Here is a 20,253-nt window from a genome sequence, read left to right as displayed (position 1 = left end):
ACTGATTAATGGGGGAAGGAAATTGAATAAAATTGTTAACAATAAATGGTTAGTCTTGATTGTGTGGGTGATTACTGCCGTAGGTTTATTTTTTGCTGCACCAAATATGAGTGATCTTGTACGGGAAAAAGGGCAATTAAAAGTGCCAGATGAGTACTCATCCTCCCAAGCCGGAAAGATTTTGCAGGAGGTTCAAGACCAGGAAGGTGGAGAAAGTGAAACGACGGTAGCACTAGTCTTTCATAATGAAGCTCAATTAACGAGCGGAGATATAAAAGAAGCAGAGAGGGCAGTACGTCTTCTTGAAGAGCAAAAAAATGAGCTTGGGATCACAAATATTCTCACTCACTTTAATGAGGATGTTCTAAAGGAACAGCTTGTATCAGAGGATGGGAAAGCGATTCTTGTATCCATTAGTCTGAAGTGGGAGGATCGAGAGCAAAAAGAAGTTGAGGAAGCTTTGTATCGAACGTTAAATGATGTAAAAGTAGATCATTACTTTACAAGTGAATGGCTCATCAATGAAGATTTAGTAAATAGCTCCCAAGAGGGATTAAAGAAGACAGAAGGGATCACAGTTGTTTTCATATTAGTGGTGCTACTCCTTGTCTTTAAATCATTTATTGCACCAGTTATCCCATTGGTTACAGTTGGTATTACTTATTTAACGTCCCAATCGATCGTTTCTTTTTTGGTGGACCAAATGGATTTTCCGATTTCCACGTATACACAGATTTTTTTGGTAGCGATTCTTTTTGGAATTGGGACCGATTATTGTATTCTTTTACTAAGTCGATTTAAGGAAGAATTATCGCAAAAAGAGACGGTTGCAGAAGCAATTGTTGAAACGTATCGGAATGCCGGAAGAACCGTTCTGTTTAGTGGAATTGCTGTAATGATTGGTTTTGCCGCAATTGGCTTTTCCCAATTCATCTTATATCAATCAGCCGCAGCTGTAGCAGTAGGAGTTGCCATTTTACTATTGGCTCTCTTTACGATTGTGCCGTTTTTCATGGCAGTGCTTGGAGGCAAGCTTTTTTGGCCATCAAAGAGTAACGGGGAGCATGCTGATAGCAAACTTTGGGCGTTGGCAGGGAAATTCTCTCTTGGAAGACCGTTCGTATCTTTACTTCTTGTTGCGATTATTTGTGTACCATTTTTAATGACCTATGATGGAGAATTATCCTTTGACTCTATGGAAGAAATAAGTGGTGAAGTGGGCTCTATTCAGGCCTTTGATGTAATCGCCGATAGCTTTAGTCCAGGCGAAGCAATGCCAACAAACATTGTCATCAAGAATGATGAAGCGATGGATTCTGTTGAGTATATTGCACTTGTGGATCAAATAACGAAAGAATTAGATAAGATTGAATTGGTACAAACGGTTCGTTCCGTTACGATGCCAACAGGAGAACCAATTGAGGACTTTCTTGTGGCAAAACAAGCAGAAACACTTGGAGAAGGGCTTGGAACTGGAAAAGAAGGGATTTTGAAAATCAGTGACGGTTTACAGGAAGCAAGTCAGGAATTATCAAAATCTGAACCAGAACTGAACGAGGCAACAGATGGGATAAATGAATTGATTTCAGGTACAGGTCAACTTCAAGAAGGTTTAACAGAGATCCAAACAAATTTGGCGAAAATTGAAGATGGTATTCGTCAAGGATCAGCTGGTTCAACAGAAATTATAAAAGGACTGGAACAAGCAAAATCTGGGGCCGAGCTATTACTTGATAAGTACAGAAGTGAGCTTTTAGCAAACTATAATTTGATAGGCGAAAATATTTCACAATTAAGCTCTGGTTATCAACAGCTAGGCGCGGCAATTGGAGGGCTAGCTGATACGACCGATTCATTATTTATTTATCTAGACAATCAATATGAAGTCCTTGCTACTGATCCACAGTATCAAGTATTGAAAGGTACGGTAAATGGATATCTTCACGGTATTCCGGATCAACAGTCGGGTTTAATGGATTCTATCAAACAATTAAATGGAGGTCTTTCAGGAATTAATGAAGGGATGGATAAAGCAAATACAGGCTTTGATTTGGCTCTTCAAAAAGGGAGAACTGAACTGGGTACTGGTCTTCAACAATTACTGGAAGGAATTGAAGCTCAACAAGCCGGATTAAACAAGTTGGCTGATGGTCAAGATAGGATTGTGAGAAATCTACCGCAATTGGCACAAGGGATCGTGAGTGTAAATGATGGACAAAAGCAACTTCTTGATGGCTTCGGGGATCTTGGTGAGCAATTATCGATGCTAACGGAAGGGCTCGATCAAAGTTCAGATGGACTTAATCAAGTATCGGAAGGATTAGGTTCCGCCCAGGATTATCTTACTGGATTATCAGAAGCGGGAGAAATGAGTGGGTTGTATCTTCCTGCTGAAGTACTAAAAAGTGACGATTTTATTCAAGTACTAGATACGTATATGTCAGAAGATCGGAAAGTAATGACGATGGATGTCATTTTTGATGCGAGTCCATATTCGAACGATGCGATTGCTCAAGTAGATGAGATGAGCGAAGCAGTTGAGCGCACAACGAAGGGAACGAAGTTAGAAAATGCGAAAGTGGCCATAGGTGGAATTACAAGTACTAATGCTGATTTAAGTGCAATGTCTGAAAAAGATTATTCTAGAACAGTGGTATATATGTTAATAGGTATTGCGATTATTTTAGTCTTTCTTTTCCGTTCATTAATCATGCCTCTTTATATCATTGGTTCATTAATTCTCACGTATTTTACATCAATGGCGATAAATGAAGTACTATTTGTCAATATATTAGGATATGGTGGTATAAGCTGGGCTGTTCCGTTCTTTGCCTTCGTCATTTTAGTTGCTCTTGGGGTTGACTATAGTATATTTTTAATGGATCGCTTCAATGAGTATAAAGACTTATTGATTAGTCAAGCAATGTTTATGGCTATGAAAAAGATGGGTACAGTTATCATTTCAGCGGCTATCATATTAGGCGGTACATTTGCAGCAATGATTCCTTCTGGTATGCTGTCATTAGTACAAATCGCATCCATTACCATTGTCGGATTGTTATTGTATGCTTTTGTAGTGTTACCTATGTTTATCCCAGTAATGGTGAAAAACTTCGGAGAAGCAAACTGGTGGCCATTTAAAAGAGTATAAATTGGATGAAGCACGAAATTACTCGTGCTTCTTTTTTATAGTATAGAAATATTTCGATTGCTAAAATAATATAACTTTTGAATGAAAAAACTCTTGATACAAAGAAACAGAAGGTATATGATAAGAGAAAATCTTTTTTAAGATACAGATAATTTAAAAAATTATCGTATATTCTATTATGAATTTAGCTGACTATTTTTTTAAAAAAGGAAGGGACCCAAATGGATTATTCATTCTCAGAGCAAACTAAACACTTTAAATCATCAGCAGTTCGAGATATTTTAAGTGTCATACAACAAGGTAATGTTATATCTTTTGCAGGAGGACTACCATCTGATGATTACTTTCCGATTGAAGCCGTACAAAACGCATATGAAAAAGTGTTTGCTTCTGGAAAAACAGCACTACAGTATGGCTTAACAGAAGGTTTTACGCCACTAAGAGAGTCTTTGCAAACTGTAATGGCACAAAAAGGAATTCAGTCAACAGTTGAGAAGATCTTATTAACAACGGGTTCCCAGCAGGTTATTGACTTATTTTCAAGAATCATGCTAGCAGAAGGTGATGTCGTTCTAACAGAAGATCCTACATATTTGGCAGCTTTGCAAGTATTTCGTTCGTATGGTGCTAAGGTGGTTGCGGTAAAAGGTGACGAAAATGGGATGGACCCGCAAGATTTAGAAGAAAAAATGCGGATATACCAACCTAAATTCGTCTATATTGTCCCAACGTTTTCAAATCCGGAAGCAAAAATTTGGAATGAAGAAAGACGTCAAAAATTAGTCGAACTATGTTATCAGTATCATGTTTTAACATTGGAAGATGATCCATATGGAGAATTAAATTTCACCAATGATACATTTCGTCCAATTGCTTCTTTTGATGAAAAGGGAAGCCATATTCTTTATACAAGTACCTTTTCAAAAACGGTTGTTCCTGGATTGAGAACAGGTTGGGTAACAGGTCCAGCTGAAGTTATTGCGATGATGTCACAAGCGAAGCAGATGACTGATTTACATTCTAGTTCAATAGACCAACAAGCTCTATATTACATTATGAGGGATTTTGATTTGCAAAATCATATTGAAACGTTGAGGAAAGAATATTATTTCCGCATGACGATTATGAGGGATTATCTTAATAAACTTGATCGTGGCTTATTTAAATGGGAGGAGCCAAAAGGCGGCATGTTCATGTGGATTGAAGGGGATGAGAATCTGGATGCGACCAATCTTTTAGCTGAAGCGGTTAAAAAAGGAGTTGCGTATGTACCAGGTACACCTTTCTATGTAAATGAGCCAAAGTTAAATACATTCCGCTTGAATTTCAGTCACTCTACACCGGAAAATATAAAACTTGGAATGGACCGTCTTGTTTCCGTTTTGACAAAGCAAGTGACGGTTTAATGAAGAAGAGTCAGTGAACATTCGCTGACTCTTTCTAGTAGGTTATTACTTTTAAAATGTATTATAAATGTTTTCGCATTCTTCTGCTGTTGGTTCATAGAAACAGTGGAGTTTGAATCTACCTACAAGCGGTTGATTATACCACTGAGGCGGGCAATCTCCTGGAGGTCTAAAATACCATAAACTAAATTTTGACGGCCATACGCGTTCACCAGCAATTACACGTCGCGCTAATTTTCTTTCGACCTCTCTTGCAGGCTGATAAAAATATCCTTTTTGTGTAGCCTCAAAAGCATGTGGTTGATGAATCATTTCTGAAATCGTGCGGAGCCCTTTAAAATCAGAACAATTTCCCCTTATACGATTTATTCCTACATTTCCAACCATGAGCATCCCATCTTGACCTTCTCCTTCAGCTTCTGCTCGAAGCAGTCTTGCTAACAAATCAATATCTGCATTCGTTGCTTTTACAACTGCCATTCCTTCACCCCCTGGTAATGTTCATACACCTATCGTATTCTAACTTTTAGTGATGTTTCTTCAAAAACAGGGATTAATCTTGAAACTTATGAATGTTGAATTTCCTAGAAAATTTAGACTAAATTTACAATAGAAGCTATTCTTTTTATTAACGATAATAGTACAATGAAAATATAGATAAGTAATTTCCTTTATCAGGAAAAGTTGAGGGGACTTATGAATGGCGGCATTAACCAATCGTTTAATTGTTATTTCGTTGGATTGTCTATCTGCTAACGACTATCCAATCATAAAAAAATTACCGAATTTCAAAAGGATTTTAAGACAAGGCTCATTTGTACGAGAAGTGGAGACCATTTATCCTTCGCTTACTTATCCTTGTCACACAACGATTGTCACAGGCAAGTTTCCTAAAAAACATGGCATTGTTAATAACACCTTATTGCAACCAGGGAGACCTTCCCCTGACTGGAATTGGTATCGGAGTAAAATAAAAGGGACCACCCTATATGATGAAGCATATAAGGCAAATTTAACGACTGCTGCTTTACTTTGGCCTGTTACTGGAAAAGCAAAATCGATTCAGTACAATTTACCTGAGATATTTGCTAATCGACCGTGGCATCATCAAATTATCGTTTCATTAATGAACGGTACACCCTCTTACCAATGGGAATTGAATAAACTGTTTGGGCACATTCGTAATGGAATTAAACAACCTCAATTAGATGATTTTGTTTTACAATCTACTGTACATACGATACGGACGAAACGACCGAATTTATTGCTTGTTCATTTTACTGACCTTGATACGATGAGACACGATTATGGTGTTGCGTCAGAAGAGGCAATAGAAGCACTACATCGACATGATGAACGCTTAGGTGCTATTCTTGATGCAGTTGAAGATAATGGAAATGATAAGGAGACGACCATTGTTGTTCTGGGAGATCATGCTGCATTAGATGAAAATAAAGCAGTTAGTGTGAATGTCGCTTTACGAAACAATGGATTGATCACAGTTAATCCTAAAGGGAAGATGATCGATTGGAAGGCCTATTGTAAAGGGTGTGATGGTTCAGCATATATATATTTAAAAGACAGGCATGATAGCGAGACAAAGGAGAAAGTCGAGAAGGTCCTCTATCATTTGATGAAGGAATCAAAAAATGGTATCGAAACCGTCATTACAGGAGAAGATGCTTCTGAATTAGGTGCCGATCCGGAATGTAGTTTTATGCTAGAAGCAGCGCTAGGATTTTACTTTATTGAAGACTATCAAGGTGATTATCTACGTTTTGTGACATTAGATAATAGACACGAAAATGATAAATATATGCTAGCTTCTCATGGCTATTCCCCAGAAAAACTAGAATATAAAACCTTTCTTTTCGCTGCTGGTAAAGGGATCCGTGCAAATGAGGAAATCCCATTTGCTCGTCTTATCGATATTGGACCAACATTAGCAAAATTATTGGATTTAGATTTAGGCAATACAGATGGAAATGTCATTCAAGGGTTATTAGAGGGGGATTAATGTGGAGAAAAAATTGAACACTCCTGAACGAAGTTGGGCGCTGTATGATTGGGCCAACTCTGCGTATACAATCGTTATTGTAACAGCTATTATGCCATTGTATTTTAAGTCTGTTGCGACAGAAGCAGGAATTTCAGCGTCTACATCTACCGCTTATTGGGGGTATGCGAACTCCATTGCTACATTGATTGTTTCGATACTCGCACCGATATTAGGGACAATTGCAGATTTTAAAGGATTTAAGAAACGGTTTTTTGTGTTCTTTACGGCGCTAGGTGTTGTTTTCACCTTACTATTAGCTATTGTTCCTTCCGATCAATGGCTACTATTATTAATTTTCTTTGTCATTACCTCGGTCGGCTTTGCCGGAGCAAATATTTTTTATGATGCCTTCCTCGTAGATGTAACAACAGAGGAGAGAATGAACAAAATTTCGGCTCACGGCTATGCCATTGGCTACATAGGTAGTACCATACCATTTATTATATCTATTGCGATTATTTTACTTGCTCAAGAAAGTATTATTCCATTGTCAGTAACGGTAGCTAGTCAAATTGCCTTTGTGATCACCGGACTGTGGTGGGGACTCTTCACGATTCCGATGTTAAAAAATGTAGAGCAAAAATATTATGTCGAAAGAGTTCCAAATCCAGTCAAAGCAAGTTTTAAAAAGCTATTTGAGACGATCAAAAATATTAAAATGTACCGTCCCTTATTCTTATTTTTACTAGCGTACTTCTTTTATATTGATGGGGTTCACACCATCATTAAAATGTCGACAGCTTATGGTTCTGATTTAGGTATTGGTTCTTCCACACTTCTCATCGTTTTATTCGTGACCCAGGTTATAGCGGCCCCATTTACAGTTATATTTGGGAAGCTCGGGACAAAGTATGGGGATAAGAAATTGATCATGTTTGGCATTTTGATTTACATTTTTATTTGTTGCTATGCTTTCTTCTTAGATTCCGCCTTAGATTTCTGGATTTTAGCGCTACTTGTAGGTACAGCACAAGGTGGAATTCAGTCATTAAGCCGTTCTTATTTTGCAAAACTTGTGCCGAAGGAATCATCGAATGAATTCTTTGGATTTTATAGCATTTTTGGAAAGTTTGCTGCCGTGGCAGGACCTGTTCTACTGGGGTTAACAGCTCAAATAACTGGAAACACGAGCTTTGGTGTATTTAGTCTCGTCATCTTATTTATCATTGGAGCACTCATACTGCTTCGAGTGCCTAACCCAGATGAAGTAACGCTTGAAGAAGGAATGGCAAAATAATAGACAAAGGAGCTTGGGGCATTTCCCTAGCTCCTTTGTTATCATATATTCTTATACTAAAAGATGAAAGGATTGTGAAGGAATGGCATATTTGATTAGAAAATCACAAAAAGATGATGTGAAACAAATTCAAAAGATCGCTCATAAAAGCTGGCATGCAACGTATGAGGGAATTATTCCTTTAGAGATTCAAAATCAATTTTTAAGTTCAGCATACAGTGATGAGATGTTACATAGACGTATTTTCCATTCTCTTTTTCTTGTAGCTGAAGAAAAAGAGGAAATCCTAGGTTTTGCTAACTTTTCTCCAGTAAAAGGGGAAGGCGAAATGGAGTTGGGAGCTATATACCTTTCCCCTGAACAACAAGGAAAAGGAATTGGAAGTGCTCTACTCGAAAAAGGTGTGCAATTATCTCCAGATGCTAGGACCGTTTTTATCAACGTAGAAAAGGATAATCAGATTGGGAAAAGGTTTTACGAGGCAAAAGGTTTTAAAGTGATCTCAGAATTTGATGATAACTTTGATGGTCATCTATTAAAAACAATACGAATGATGCTGGTGTTATAGGCTTCGAGTTTAGGAGTGAAAAAATGGATAAATGGGCAAGAAAGAGATGGAATGAAAATCATAAAAAGTTGAAAGAAATTATCGTTAATCCCGTTGATTTTGTTTTTGCTACTGAGCTGTTTTTAACTCAACATGGATGGTTACATAACTCAGCACTTAGTAATAGCCCCAAAGAGACACTTGAAGATGCTCTTTTAAAGGATTTGGACGAAGTGATCGTTAGGCAGTACCCAGTATTAACACCCGATACCAAAAATTCAATTGCGTGGCATTTATGGCATATTACTAGAATTGAAGATATAACGATGAATATATTGGTCGCTAATAGAAGTCAAGTTTTACATAGGGGAAATTGGTTAGCGGATATGAATGTGTCTTATCTTCATTCAGGAAACGATATGGTAGATGAGGATATTGCTAAGCTAAGCAAACGTATTGATTTGCAAGCATTAATAGCATATAGGAAGGAGGTGGGGAGAGAAACTCGCAATATTGTTTCATCACTTAAGCCAACACAATTAAATATGGAAATAGATAAAGAGAGGATCGAACAACTGTATCGAGAGAATGCTCTTCAGAAACAATCTGAATGGTTAGCCCGATATTGGAGTAAAAAAACGGTTGCCGGTTTACTCCTCATGCCTGCAACGAGACATATTTTTTTGCATTTGAATAAATGCCATAGAATAAAGAATAAATACCAAAAGAGAGTGAAGAAGAAGGCTTGATCAAAAAGTCGGTAGTAACAACTCTTTGACTCTAGTTTGGAGTGGATAAATTCCCTCGCATTTGGCGTATCAGTATGAAAAATAACAGGAAAAATTCCGCTTAATGAGCAATCATCATGATAAGGAGGCGAAATAACAGGAAAATTTCCTGCTATTCCCTCAAAAAATGCTAAAATAAACAATTTTGCCCTCCGTAAGCGGAAAATCTTCCGTTATTTTCCCAAAAAGGGACTCCATTGAGGAGATAACAGGAAAAATTCCGCTTAGGGGTGAGAGATGGTCGGAGCAAAAATGGGTCTTATAGTAGAAATTTAGAGGAAGCGGAAATCGCTTGGATTGTTGAAGGCTAATTTGCGTTTCACTCGATTTTTTTGTGCGAGGAAAATCGAAGGTCTTGCGTTAAGACAAAAATAGAGAAAGGTGAATTTGAGTACCCTCATATTCACCTTTCTCATGATTTGAAGCTAGTTATGTCACAGCCATTTCTCCTAATATTAAAAAATATTCAATTGACCAATCCGATTAATGGCTTCGACAAGGCGTTCTTCATCGACAAGGAGACCGACACGAACATAGCCTTCTCCATATGTTCCAAAGCCATTTCCAGGTGCAACAACGACATCAGCTTGTTCAAGGAGAAGATCGGCAAATTGTTCACTTGTATAACCGGCGGGAACAGGTAACCATGCAAAAAAGGAACCTGCAGGGGCTTTGACCTTCCAGCCAATTTCAAGACAGGCTTCAACCAAAGCATTTCGTCGATTTTCATAACGATTGATTAGCTCGTCGACACAACTTTGTTCCTCTGTTAATGCGGCAACAGCAGCTTTTTGGATCGCCGGAAATAAACTCACGTAAAGATGATCTTGAATAAGATTCAAGGCATCGATAATTTTAGCGTTACCGACAGCAAAGCCTACTCGCCATCCAGCCATATTATAAGTTTTTGATAAGGTGTACATCTCCACCCCAATATCCTTAGCACCTTCCGCTTCTAGGAAACTGACCGGTTTATTGTCATCAAAGCCAATCGCTCCATAGGCAAAGTCATGAAGGATGGTGATATCATTTTCTTTTGCAAAGCGGACCGTCTCTTCAAAAAAACGTAAATCAGCAGTAGCTCCCGTAGGATTATTAGGATAATTCAAATACATCAGCTTGGCTGCTTCAACTTGCTCCTTCGGAATCGAGTTAAACTCGGGTAAAAATTGATTCTTTGCTTCTAGTGGGAACAGTTTATAATTGACGCTAGCAAGTACGGCACCAGATAGATAATCAGGATAGCCTGGGTCAGGGAGAAGCATTAAATCGCCTTCATTCAATAAACAAAGGGGAAGTTCGACAAGCCCGGTTTTGGTGCCAAATAAAATGGCCACCTCTCGATTCGGATCAATTTCAACACCATACTGAGATTGATAGAAGGAGGCGGCTGCCTCTCTCAATTCTTGGAGTCCACGAAAGGGAGAGTATTTATGCATATTTGGATCCTCTACTGCCTGCTGAAGTGCTCTTACAATATGTTTTGGGGTCGGTTGGTCTGGGTTTCCTTGCCCTAAATTGATGATATCTCTTCCTTCTGCGAGTGCTTGATTTACTTTCGCAACAAGACTAGCAAAAAATTGAACGGGTAGTTTTTTTAGTTTTTCTGAATATTCCATATGTTCCACCTTTAAAAAGTATTTGCGATTTTAAAACAAATTCTATAATCTTTAATTAAAAATGTCTAGAGGGGGTCACTATGAAAATTGCATGTGTGCAAATGAATATTGAATTTGGGGAACCAGAAAAAAACTATCAAGCAGTGAAGCGTTTTATTGACGAGGCGGCAAGTATGGGTACGGATACGATTGTTTTACCTGAGATGTGGAATACAGGATATGCCTTAACTGAACTTACTAGATTAGCAGACGAAAATGGGGAAAAAACAAAAGCATTTTTACAAGAGCTTGCTCGAAAACATCGTGTAAATATTGTCGCTGGTTCTGTCTCAACGAAACGAAATGGAAAATTCTATAATACGATGTATGTTGTTAGAAAAGATGGAGAGCTTGTCGCCGAATATGATAAAGCACATTTATTTAAGCTTATGGATGAACACCTTTATATGGAACCCGGTCAAAAGCGAAATGGTTTTGCGTTAGATGGGATTGAATGTGCAGGAGTTATTTGTTATGATTTGCGATTTCCTGAATGGACTCGAGCTCATGTTTTGGATGGGGCAAAAGTGATTTTTATTCCTGCTGAGTGGCCGGAAAAGAGAATGGATCATTGGCAAATATTACTTCAGGCGAGAGCGATTGAAAATCAATGTTATGTTGTCGCTGTAAACCGTGTTGGAAACGATCCGAACAATGAATTTAATGGTCATTCCATGGTCATTGCACCTTGGGGAGAGCTTCTCATAGCAAATGAGGAAAAAGAAGGCATCTACTATGCCAAGATTGATATTGAGCAAGTCAAAGATGTCCGTCAAAGGATTCCTATTTTTCAAGATCGCAGAGAGGAATTATATGAGTGAAAAAATAAAATTTCTTTGTGATAACAGATGTAGTCAATATGTAAGCGCATATCATAAAAGTAGACAGTAAATTAACTATTGACAGATAATTTCTAGGCTAGTATTATCTAAATTACAATCTAATTTAAAATTTTCAAACTTATCCAGAGTGACCGAGGGACATGGCCCTATGACGTCCGGCAACCCCCTTATTAATGGGAAGGTGCCAATTCCTGCAGAATGATGATTTTCATTCTGAAAGATAAGTCGAGATATAGTATTTCGATGCGTCTTTCAGTGGAAGGACGCATTTTTATTTTTAAAAAAATGAGGTTTGTGTATGATACAAATTCAAAATCTTTCAAAGATATACAAAACGAAAAATGGTGAAGTAAATGGAGTTGATAATGTAACTCTCTCGATTGAAAAAGGAGAGATTTACGGAATCGTCGGATATTCTGGTGCAGGGAAGAGTTCTTTGCTTCGCTGTATTAATTTACTCGAACGACCGACTTCAGGTCACCTAACTGTAGACGGGAAGGACCTTACGTTATTACGTGGCGAAGACCTACGACTAGCCAGACTAAAAATCGGGATGATCTTTCAACATTTCTATTTAATTAGTCAAAAAACAGTCTATGAAAATATTGCTTTTGCTTTAAAGGCTGCGAAAGTACCATCTAAGGAAATGTCGATTCGAGTTGAAAATCTTCTTGAAATGGTTGGTTTAGCTGATAAACGTGATGTTTATCCTTCGCAACTCAGTGGTGGTCAAAAACAAAGAGTAGCGATTGCGAGAGCATTAGCCAATAATCCGAAGGTGTTACTTTGTGATGAGGCAACCTCTGCCCTTGATCCGACAACAACGAAATCGATTCTAAACTTACTTAAGAAAATCAATCAGGAACTAAATATCACGATTGTCTTAATCACTCATGAAATGAATGTCGTCAAGGAAATCTGTAATCGAATGGCCATTATGCAAGATGGAAGAGTGATTGAAGAAGGAGCTGTTTATAACATCTTTGCTCGTCCGAAAACAGACTTAGCAAAAGAATTCATTGCCAGTGTTGTGAATTTTGACGTACCAGATACGATTGCAAAGAGCTGTACAGGACCGATTGTGAAAGTGACATTCCGAGGGAAAGTTGCTGGAGAAGGGGTCATTTCAGATACTTTACAGCAATTTCAAGTGAAGGGTAATTTCTTACACGGTTCCATCGAATATATTCAGGAGCTGCCGCTAGGGATTTTTGTAATGGAATTAAAAGGGGAAGAGGACGAAATAAAAAGAGCGTTAAGCTATATCAAAGAACGAGACGCACAGGTGGAGGTGTTACAAGATGCTATTTGATTTTGGACACTTCATTGAACTTTTACCAGATATAAATACGGCTTTTCTACAGACGATTTATATGATTGCTATTTCCCTTGCTGTTTCTGTTGTGATGGGTCTTCCGATAGGAATCCTACTTTATATAACAGATAAGGGCTTGTTTTGGGAGAGTCGAAGCATTCAAAGCATCTTAGGGTTTATTGTCAATATGGTTCGTTCAATCCCCTTTATCATTCTATTAGTAGCACTAATTCCGCTTACAAAAGCGATTGTTGGCACGACAATTGGTCCGACGGCTGCTAGCGTTTCATTATCAGTTGCAGCGATTCCTTTTTTTGCTCGAATTGTCGAAACGGCTTTACGTGAAATTGATAAGGGAGTCATTGAAGCTGCGATTGCAGCAGGAGCGACTCCATGGATGATTATCAAAGATGTTCTTCTTTTAGAAGCAAAGTCAGGAATTATATCTGGAATTACATTAACATTGATTAGTTTAATTGGGTTTTCGGCTATGGCTGGAACCGTTGGTGGTGGAGGAATTGGCGATTTAGCGATTCGTTTTGGTTATTATCGCTATGACAATACGATTATGATTGCGACAGTCCTCATTCTAATCATACTGGTTCAAGTCATTCAAATCTTTGGTGATTTTATCGCCAAGGTAGTAGACAAAAGATAGCCTTAAATAAATTGAGAAAGAAGGAAAAATAGGATGAAAAAGTGGTTAACTACAGGATTTATTTTACTGATTATTGGATTTTTAGCAGCATGTGGTAGCAATGATGATAACTCAAGTTCTGAAGGTGGAGAATCAAAAGAAATTACTGTTGGAGCAACTGCAGGTCCGTATAGTGATATGTTAAAGAAAGCGATCATTCCAAATCTTGAAGAAAAAGGTTATACCGTTAAGGTCATTGAATTCAGCGATTATATTCAACCGAACAATGCCCTAGATAATGGAGACATTCAGGCAAATCTTTTCCAACACACGATTTATCTGGAAAATTTTGCGAAAGAAAACAACATGGATTTAACGGCTTTAATTACCGTTCCAACGGCACCAATGGGAATTTACTCGAATACATTCGATTCGATTGAAGATATTACAGATGGTGCAACAATTACGATTCCAAATGACCCTACAAACGCAGCTCGTGCGTTTAATACCCTTCAAGATGAAGGTCTTATTGTCCTTGATGAAAATGCTGACCCGTTAACCGTTTCTGAAAAGGATATTGTAGAAAATAAGAAAAATCTGGAGTTTCAACCAATTGAAGCAGGGCAGCTTCCACGCTCAGTAGAAAGTGCTGACCTTGCCGCTGTTCCAGGAAACTTTGCTCTTGCAGCAGGGATGGATTTATTAACTGCTCTTGCTTTAGAAGAAATGCTTGATTCTTATCGTAATGTTGTAGCTGTGAAAACGGAAAATAAAGATGATCAGCTTGCAAAAGATATTGTCGAAGTGGTTGAATCTGATGCTTTTGAAAAGGTGATTGATGAGGAATTCCAAGGCTTCGGAAAACCAGAGTGGATGAATTAACCGATTTAATATTAGACCCGCTCTTTTAATGAGTGGGTCTTTTAATAGGAGGAGGGACGGTACATGCAAACTTTTTCCGTGCATGGAGCACCAAGTGAGTACATATTACAGGAAGATGCATTGGAACTTCTTGAGCAAAAGTTGCTAGAAAGAGGGTTGAAGAAGGTGCTGATCGTACATGGGACAAAATCGTGGCAGGCAGCACGAGCCTACTGGCCAACACTTTCAGCCGTAAATTATGACGAGCATACATATCGTGGAGAGTGCTCTATCGAGGAAATAGAGGAGTTAGCTGGAATCCTCTATGAACATAACTATGATGGAGTCATAGGTGTTGGTGGTGGAAAGGTACTCGATTTGGTTAAAGCAGTATGTGATAAGACGCGTGTTCAAGCTATTTTAGTCCCGACCCTTGCGTCTAATTGTTCCCCGTGGACTCCACTTAGTGTTTTGTATGATCAGTCAGGGGCCTTTATACGTTACGATGTTTACCCTGTATGTACGAGTTTAGTTTTAATAGAGCCCAATATTTTACTTCAAGGACCTAAGGAAATGTTTATTGCAGGGATAGGGGATACCCTTGCGAAATGGTATGAAGCAGATGTTCAAATGGCGAAGCTGCCTAATAAACCAGTGCCATTACAGGTATCTTATTATACTGCAAGACAATGTAAGGAGCTTATCCTCAAGCATTCAGAAGGAGCGATCCAAGCCATACATGAAGGCGTCCTAAATGATGATTTTATTAAAGTAGTTGAAACGATTATTGCTTTAGGAGGGATGGTCGGAGGCTTTGGTGACCACTATGGCCGTATCGCAGGTGCTCATTCGATTCATAATGGATTAACAGTTTTAGATGAAACTCATCATGTCTTGCATGGCGAAAAAGTCGCATATGGAATACTTGTTCAATTAATAATAGAAGAAAAGAAGTCTGAAATTGACTATTTACTCCCATTTTATCAACGGCTTGGTTTACCTTGTTCACTAAAAGAGTTAGGGATACAAGAGGTTACAGAGATAGTGGTGCAAAAAATTGCAGAAAAAGCGACACTAAAAGAAGAATCGATTCATGTCATGCCAATTGGAATCATTGATGAAAATAGGGTGAAAAAAGCGATTTGTGATTTAGAGGGAATAGCTAAGTAATGGGTAATACAAAAACGCTTGTGAATGACAAAGAAAAGGCATTAATGCCATCATCACAAGCGTTTTTGTATTAATCTACCACTTCAATAAATTGTGTGTATATACGTATAAAATACTCTTCTAATAAACGCTCTAATTTACCGTCTAGTTGGTAATATTCTTGATCAGCTTTTTCAATTAAGTTATAGAACGCTTCTTCTTTAGAATCATCATTTTCCAATGCTTTGTATAGTCCCCATAATGTTTCCCCATATTTTTCTTCGATAGAAGCGTAATCCTGGGCATTAATTTCTTTAAGAATAGCAATGAGGCCCTTAAAGAAGTTATTTACGCCAACTTTATTGAAGTACATTTCTGACCAGTTGAATAGCGCCTCATGTCCACCACTTTCAAGTTCGGAGTAGTAATGATAAGCTAGAAATGTTTTATTGGCAAAATGGTCATCAGTCGGAAAATCATACTCACTCATTAAAAAAACCATGGCATTCCATATATCAGTACGATTTTGTAACTCTGATTTTTTCATCTTTACGAACAAAATAATCGCTCCTACCATAGAAATATTTATAGTGTTTAATTCTTCTTCTTGAACTTGCTCTCCTTCTTTTTGGAACGAAGTTGAGCCATTAGATGGTTAACAGAGTTCTTTGCTAAATTTGTCTTATCCTCATCGATCTCTATTTCGATCATGTCTTCACTTTTTAGTGTCACCCTTAACCAGATTCCTGGCGTTGCACCTTCAGGCAGTTGCTCAATAGGTTTTGTAAATTGCTGTTTGCTTTCTTCGATAATTATCACAGCAAGATTTCCTTCAAAACGATCAATATATGCCTTCATGTTAATCTCCTCCTATGCAAGCTAAACCTTCATCTTTAATGTCATCGACTCTTGCTGGTCCAATTCCATTGATTTTGGTTAATTCATCAATTGAATGATAGGGTCTTAATTCAATTAAATCTTTTGCTCGTTCAGGTCCAATATGAATGATTTCCTCAACTTCTTCAACCGTAGCAGCGTTAATATTAATACAGCTTTCATGGTTTTGCTCTGGCTCATTTGTCGGTGATTGTGGTGCTGAATCTTTTTTTTGTATCGTACCATCTTTTTCTGTCTTAATTTGATACGTTTTTCCATCTGTTGTAACAATAATCGTTCCGTGAACGTCTGTTCCATAGAGAGGAATTCCTGACTCTTGAATAAGTGATACGACTTCTTCATGGGGATGCCCATAAGAATTATCCAAACCAGCACTATAAATCGCCACTTCAGGCTGAACGGCTTGCAAAAATTCTTTGCTTGTAGAAGTGGATGAACCGTGATGACCAAGTTGTAAAAAGGTTGCCTTTAACTGGGCATCACTTTGAATCATCTCTCTTTCATTTTGTTTTTCTGCATCACCAGTAAGGACAAAACTGATTTCCCCATATGTTATTTTGACAGAAATCGATTCTTCATTCGCTTTACCTGTGATTTCCTTTGGATATAACACCTCTAAATGAAGAGGGCCTATGTCGTAAGTATCACCCGTTCTTGGCTCGACATAATCTACATCATTCTCGCTTATCGCCATTAATACTCGTTGAAAAGTGTCTGATTGACTGGTGTTACCGGATAGCCAAACTTCATCGACCGGAAATGATTGAAGAACCTGATCCAATTGGCCAATATGATCCGCATCTGGATGAGTTCCGATCGCAATATTAATATTTTTCACCTGATTTTTTTGAAGGTAGTCGACAACTTCATCTCCTGTAAAGTCTCCACTATCGATTAGTATTGTATAAGATTGCCCATTTTCCATAATTTGAAATAGGGTAGCGTCAGCTTGTCCAACATCTAGAAAGTGCACTTTCAATTCTTCATTTATTGAAGTGCTTTGTTCAATTACTGGTAAATTTGAAGACGATTCATTTTCTTTTTGATCCGTAACAGGCGGATTTGATGTCTGTTCTTTTTGATTACTTGATGGTTGTTGGGCATTACATCCAACTAAAAATAATATGGTTGCGATACTAATAATAAAATTTCTCAATCTAATCCCCCTGAAAGACTTTTGTTTATATTATGCTCATGGTGTTAAGTTACATCAATTATTCTATCATAAGAGGAGTTTTGAGATGTGTAAAAAATGGATTTCAATTATGTTTATATTGATGATTTTGGTTGGCTGTACAAGAAGTGGTTTAAGTGGAAATAAGCCTCCTATGGCAAAAGTAGTTATCAATGAAGTAGAGTATGAAACGGTATTAGGTACATATTGTTGGAGCGGTGGTTGGAATAGTGGAATTTGTGTAGATACCGCTGGACCAGCGGAGCTGTTGAAAGAGAAAGAACCCATATCGGTAAAAGGGGGGGAAATGGTTACGATAAAGATAGATTTTGAGCCCCGACCAACAAAAATTCATGTGGAGCAATTCATCAATGAAACCGGAACCGAAGTACCACTTGAAGATCTTCAAATTAGTAGTCCAAAAGAGCCTGGCATTTATTTTTATTCTATTGGAGCCTGGTGGTTGGATGAAGATGATGAAAATGTTTCATTAGGCGATGCTTTCTATGCTTTTGCACTTGAGGTTTCTAATTGACACTTTTTCATTTATATGATATTTAAAATATGAACGTTAGCACTCGAGAGGCAAGAGTGCTAAACTAACATTATCGGATATTTAGAAAGGGGAAAACTGTATGGAAAAAAGACAATTTCAGGCAGAGTCAAAGCGATTACTCGAAATGATGATCAACTCTATTTATACGCAAAAGGAAGTGTTTTTAAGAGAATTAATCTCTAATGCAAGTGATGCGATTGATAAGATCTATTATAAAGCTTTAACAGATGACAGCTTAAGCTTTAACCAGGATGATTATTACATAAAAATTGAGGCAGATAAAGAAAATCGCATATTAAAAATCACTGACACCGGGATTGGAATGACAAAGGAAGAACTGGAGAATAACTTAGGGATTATTGCTAAAAGCGGTTCTTTAGCTTTTAAAACAGAAAATGAAATAAAAGATGGACATGATATTATTGGACAATTCGGTGTCGGTTTCTATGCTGCTTTTATGGTCGCTGATGTAGTGACCGTGATAAGTAAAGCACTTGGAAGCGATGAAGCATTTAAGTGGCAATCAGAAGGTGCGGATGGATATACGATCGAGCCAACTGAGAAAAATGATGTCGGGACAGAAATCATTTTACAAATAAAAGAAAACACAGAAGATGACTCTTACGAAGAGTATCTTGAAGAATATCGTTTGAAATCGATTATTAAAAAATACTCAGATTTCATTCGCTATCCGATTAAAATGGATGTCACAAAGAGCAGAAAAAAAGAAGATAGTGAAGACGAATATGAAAGTTACGTGGAAGAAGAAACCATTAACAGCATGGTACCAATATGGCGGAAGAATAAAAACGAATTAAGCGACGAGGATTATGAAAATTTCTATAATGAAAAACATTATGGTTTTGATAAACCATTAAAGCATATCCACATTAGTGTCGATGGTACGATTCGTTATAATGCCATTCTCTATATTCCGGAAAGCACTCCTTTTGATTACTATTCGAAGGAATACGAAAAAGGCCTTGAGCTTTACTCCAATGGTGTATTAATCATGAATAAAAGTGCTGATTTACTTCCAGATTATTTCAGCTTTGTCAAAGGACTTGTAGATTCAGAAGATCTCTCCTTAAATATTTCTAGAGAGATGCTTCAGCATGACCGTCAATTAAAGCTGATAGCAAAGAATATAAATAAGAAGATTAAAAGTGAACTTCAAAGTTTATTGAAGAATGAACGAGAGAAGTATGAAGCTTTTTACAAGTCATTTGGGAGACAACTGAAATTTGGTGTTTATAATGATTTCGGTGCCAATAAAGAAACTCTTCAAGATTTACTTATGTTCTATTCTTCAAAAGAAAAGAAATTGGTTACGTTGGACGAGTATATTTCAAGAATGCCTGAAGAGCAGAAATTTATTTATTATGCATCTGGTGAATCAATTGAGCGCATTGAGAAATTACCACAGGCAGAGCTTGTTGCCGACAAAGGCTATGAAATTCTCTATTTTACAGAGGATATTGATGAATTTGCGATAAAAATGCTGATGAGTTATAAGGAAAAAGAATTTAAATCCGTTTCCAGTGGCGATCTTGGAATAGAAGAAAGTGAAAAAGATAGAGAGACGAAAGATGAAGAGAATGCAGAACTGTTTGAGGAAATGAAAACTATCCTTTTAGGCAAAGTGAAGGATGTCCGTGTATCAAAGCGGTTAAAATCTCATCCAGTATGCTTAACGGCAGATGGAGAAGTCACGATCGAAATGGAGAAAATTCTTAACGCCATGCCTGATAATCAAAATGTGAAAGCGGATAAGATTCTTGAGATTAATCCGAATCATGAAGTGTTCGAATCACTGAAACATGCGCTTGCTAGTGATAAAGAAAAATTAAGCTTATACACCAATCTTTTATACAATCAGGCTCTTCTTATTGAAGGTTTGCCAATTCAAGATCCAGTTGAATTTACGAATGATATTTGTAAAGTAATGGTATAAAGTGGAGAAACAGCCTCCTGTT

Annotated in this window: 18 protein-coding genes and 1 riboswitch; of the genes, 13 read left to right on the top strand and 5 right to left on the bottom strand. The window is 37.6% G+C overall.

The annotated features are described in order from the left end of the window. The first annotated feature begins 22 nt into the window (after window positions 1-22). Window positions 23-3,151 carry an MMPL family transporter gene (locus BMSHG_RS17460; protein WP_019155755.1) on the top strand — a complete coding sequence of 1,043 codons (3,129 nt, stop codon included), beginning with the start codon at window positions 23-25 and terminating at the stop codon, window positions 3,149-3,151. 221 nt (window positions 3,152-3,372) lie between these two features. Then, on the top strand, window positions 3,373-4,557 hold the full coding sequence (locus BMSHG_RS17455) for an aminotransferase-like domain-containing protein (protein WP_019155754.1): 1,185 nt from the start codon (window positions 3,373-3,375) through the stop codon (window positions 4,555-4,557). A 51-nt stretch (window positions 4,558-4,608) separates the two neighbouring features. Here BMSHG_RS17455 and BMSHG_RS17450 read toward each other — a convergent pair whose 3' ends face one another. Then, window positions 4,609-5,037: a cell wall hydrolase gene (locus tag BMSHG_RS17450; RefSeq protein WP_019155753.1), complete on the bottom strand. Its 429-nt coding sequence runs from the start codon at window positions 5,035-5,037 to the stop codon at window positions 4,609-4,611. 220 nt (window positions 5,038-5,257) lie between these two features. Here BMSHG_RS17450 and BMSHG_RS17445 point away from each other — a divergent pair, with 220 nt between their 5' ends. The 4 genes from BMSHG_RS17445 (at window position 5,258) to BMSHG_RS17430 (ending at window position 9,149) form a co-directional block, all read left to right on the top strand. Next, window positions 5,258-6,574 carry an alkaline phosphatase family protein gene (locus BMSHG_RS17445; protein WP_019155752.1) on the top strand — a complete coding sequence of 439 codons (1,317 nt, stop codon included), beginning with the start codon at window positions 5,258-5,260 and terminating at the stop codon, window positions 6,572-6,574. Window position 6,575: 1 nt separating this feature from the next. Beyond that, window positions 6,576-7,853 carry an MFS transporter gene (locus BMSHG_RS17440; protein WP_019155751.1) on the top strand — a complete coding sequence of 426 codons (1,278 nt, stop codon included), beginning with the start codon at window positions 6,576-6,578 and terminating at the stop codon, window positions 7,851-7,853. A gap of 82 nt (window positions 7,854-7,935) precedes the next feature. Continuing rightward, window positions 7,936-8,421, top strand: coding sequence for a GNAT family N-acetyltransferase (locus BMSHG_RS17435; protein ID WP_019155750.1), 486 nt, complete (start codon window positions 7,936-7,938; stop codon window positions 8,419-8,421). A gap of 23 nt (window positions 8,422-8,444) precedes the next feature. After that, entirely contained in the window at window positions 8,445-9,149 is a 705-nt protein-coding gene (locus BMSHG_RS17430; RefSeq protein WP_019155749.1) for a DinB family protein, read from the top strand. Between the two features lie 494 nt (window positions 9,150-9,643). Here BMSHG_RS17430 and BMSHG_RS17425 read toward each other — a convergent pair whose 3' ends face one another. After that, on the bottom strand, window positions 9,644-10,807 hold the full coding sequence (locus tag BMSHG_RS17425) for a pyridoxal phosphate-dependent aminotransferase (RefSeq protein WP_019155748.1): 1,164 nt from the start codon (window positions 10,805-10,807) through the stop codon (window positions 9,644-9,646). An 80-nt stretch (window positions 10,808-10,887) separates the two neighbouring features. Between BMSHG_RS17425 and BMSHG_RS17420 the strand changes: the two genes are divergently transcribed. From BMSHG_RS17420 to BMSHG_RS17400, 5 genes are all read left to right on the top strand, one after another. Next, window positions 10,888-11,667, top strand: coding sequence for a carbon-nitrogen family hydrolase (locus BMSHG_RS17420; RefSeq protein WP_019155747.1), 780 nt, complete (start codon window positions 10,888-10,890; stop codon window positions 11,665-11,667). A 136-nt stretch (window positions 11,668-11,803) separates the two neighbouring features. Beyond that, a riboswitch (SAM riboswitch) is annotated at window positions 11,804-11,915 on the top strand. A 71-nt stretch (window positions 11,916-11,986) separates the two neighbouring features. Continuing rightward, window positions 11,987-13,000, top strand: coding sequence for a methionine ABC transporter ATP-binding protein (locus BMSHG_RS17415; protein ID WP_019155746.1), 1,014 nt, complete (start codon window positions 11,987-11,989; stop codon window positions 12,998-13,000). Beyond that, on the top strand, window positions 12,990-13,661 hold the full coding sequence (locus tag BMSHG_RS17410) for a methionine ABC transporter permease (protein ID WP_019155745.1): 672 nt from the start codon (window positions 12,990-12,992) through the stop codon (window positions 13,659-13,661). The genes BMSHG_RS17415 and BMSHG_RS17410 overlap by 11 nt, the downstream gene beginning before the upstream one ends. A gap of 33 nt (window positions 13,662-13,694) precedes the next feature. Then, window positions 13,695-14,522, top strand: a complete 828-nt coding sequence (locus BMSHG_RS17405) for a MetQ/NlpA family ABC transporter substrate-binding protein (protein WP_019155744.1) — start codon at window positions 13,695-13,697, stop codon at window positions 14,520-14,522. 63 nt (window positions 14,523-14,585) lie between these two features. After that, a complete protein-coding gene (locus tag BMSHG_RS17400) occupies window positions 14,586-15,671 on the top strand; it encodes an iron-containing alcohol dehydrogenase family protein (RefSeq protein ID WP_019155743.1) in 1,086 nt (361 codons plus the stop codon). A gap of 70 nt (window positions 15,672-15,741) precedes the next feature. Here BMSHG_RS17400 and BMSHG_RS17395 read toward each other — a convergent pair whose 3' ends face one another. From BMSHG_RS17395 to BMSHG_RS17385, 3 genes are read right to left on the bottom strand one after another with little or no spacing between them, the layout of a single operon-like run. Continuing rightward, window positions 15,742-16,209: a DMP19 family protein gene (locus BMSHG_RS17395; protein ID WP_019155742.1), complete on the bottom strand. Its 468-nt coding sequence runs from the start codon at window positions 16,207-16,209 to the stop codon at window positions 15,742-15,744. A 35-nt stretch (window positions 16,210-16,244) separates the two neighbouring features. Then, window positions 16,245-16,508, bottom strand: a complete 264-nt coding sequence (locus tag BMSHG_RS17390) for a DUF3006 domain-containing protein (protein ID WP_019155741.1) — start codon at window positions 16,506-16,508, stop codon at window positions 16,245-16,247. 1 nt (window position 16,509) lies between these two features. Then, window positions 16,510-17,703: an MBL fold metallo-hydrolase gene (locus BMSHG_RS17385; protein WP_019155740.1), complete on the bottom strand. Its 1,194-nt coding sequence runs from the start codon at window positions 17,701-17,703 to the stop codon at window positions 16,510-16,512. A gap of 85 nt (window positions 17,704-17,788) precedes the next feature. On the opposite strand from BMSHG_RS17385, the gene BMSHG_RS17380 reads away from it, so the two are divergent. Both BMSHG_RS17380 and htpG read left to right on the top strand, forming a co-directional pair. Further along, window positions 17,789-18,256 carry a hypothetical protein gene (locus BMSHG_RS17380; protein WP_019155739.1) on the top strand — a complete coding sequence of 156 codons (468 nt, stop codon included), beginning with the start codon at window positions 17,789-17,791 and terminating at the stop codon, window positions 18,254-18,256. A gap of 100 nt (window positions 18,257-18,356) precedes the next feature. Next, window positions 18,357-20,231 (top strand): molecular chaperone HtpG, encoded by a 1,875-nt coding sequence (gene htpG, locus BMSHG_RS17375; RefSeq protein ID WP_019155738.1) that lies wholly within the window; start codon window positions 18,357-18,359, stop codon window positions 20,229-20,231. Window positions 20,232-20,253 lie beyond the last annotated feature (22 nt).

The organism is Robertmurraya massiliosenegalensis JC6 (genome assembly GCF_000311725.1).
Classification (GTDB): Bacteria; Bacillota; Bacilli; order Bacillales; family Cytobacillaceae; genus Robertmurraya; species Robertmurraya massiliosenegalensis.
Note: the sequence above shows the minus strand (reverse complement) of the source record. Positions and strands in the feature narration are given on the sequence as shown.

Bases quoted from the DNA above. Each gene is read 5' to 3' on its own strand.
- BMSHG_RS17450 (WP_019155753.1), bottom strand. From the start codon at position 5,037: ATGGCAGTTGTAAAAGCAACGAATGCAGATATTGATTTGTTAGCAAGA.
- BMSHG_RS17415 (WP_019155746.1), top strand. From the start codon at position 11,987: ATGATACAAATTCAAAATCTTTCAAAGATATACAAAACGAAAAATGGT.
- BMSHG_RS17435 (WP_019155750.1), top strand. From the start codon at position 7,936: ATGGCATATTTGATTAGAAAATCACAAAAAGATGATGTGAAACAAATT.
- BMSHG_RS17410 (WP_019155745.1), top strand. From the start codon at position 12,990: ATGCTATTTGATTTTGGACACTTCATTGAACTTTTACCAGATATAAAT.
- BMSHG_RS17430 (WP_019155749.1), top strand. From the start codon at position 8,445: ATGGATAAATGGGCAAGAAAGAGATGGAATGAAAATCATAAAAAGTTG.
- htpG (WP_019155738.1), top strand. From the start codon at position 18,357: ATGGAAAAAAGACAATTTCAGGCAGAGTCAAAGCGATTACTCGAAATG.
- BMSHG_RS17400 (WP_019155743.1), top strand. From the start codon at position 14,586: ATGCAAACTTTTTCCGTGCATGGAGCACCAAGTGAGTACATATTACAG.
- BMSHG_RS17425 (WP_019155748.1), bottom strand. From the start codon at position 10,807: ATGGAATATTCAGAAAAACTAAAAAAACTACCCGTTCAATTTTTTGCT.
- BMSHG_RS17445 (WP_019155752.1), top strand. From the start codon at position 5,258: ATGGCGGCATTAACCAATCGTTTAATTGTTATTTCGTTGGATTGTCTA.
- BMSHG_RS17405 (WP_019155744.1), top strand. From the start codon at position 13,695: ATGAAAAAGTGGTTAACTACAGGATTTATTTTACTGATTATTGGATTT.
- BMSHG_RS17455 (WP_019155754.1), top strand. From the start codon at position 3,373: ATGGATTATTCATTCTCAGAGCAAACTAAACACTTTAAATCATCAGCA.
- BMSHG_RS17390 (WP_019155741.1), bottom strand. From the start codon at position 16,508: ATGAAGGCATATATTGATCGTTTTGAAGGAAATCTTGCTGTGATAATT.
- BMSHG_RS17380 (WP_019155739.1), top strand. From the start codon at position 17,789: ATGTGTAAAAAATGGATTTCAATTATGTTTATATTGATGATTTTGGTT.
- BMSHG_RS17420 (WP_019155747.1), top strand. From the start codon at position 10,888: ATGAAAATTGCATGTGTGCAAATGAATATTGAATTTGGGGAACCAGAA.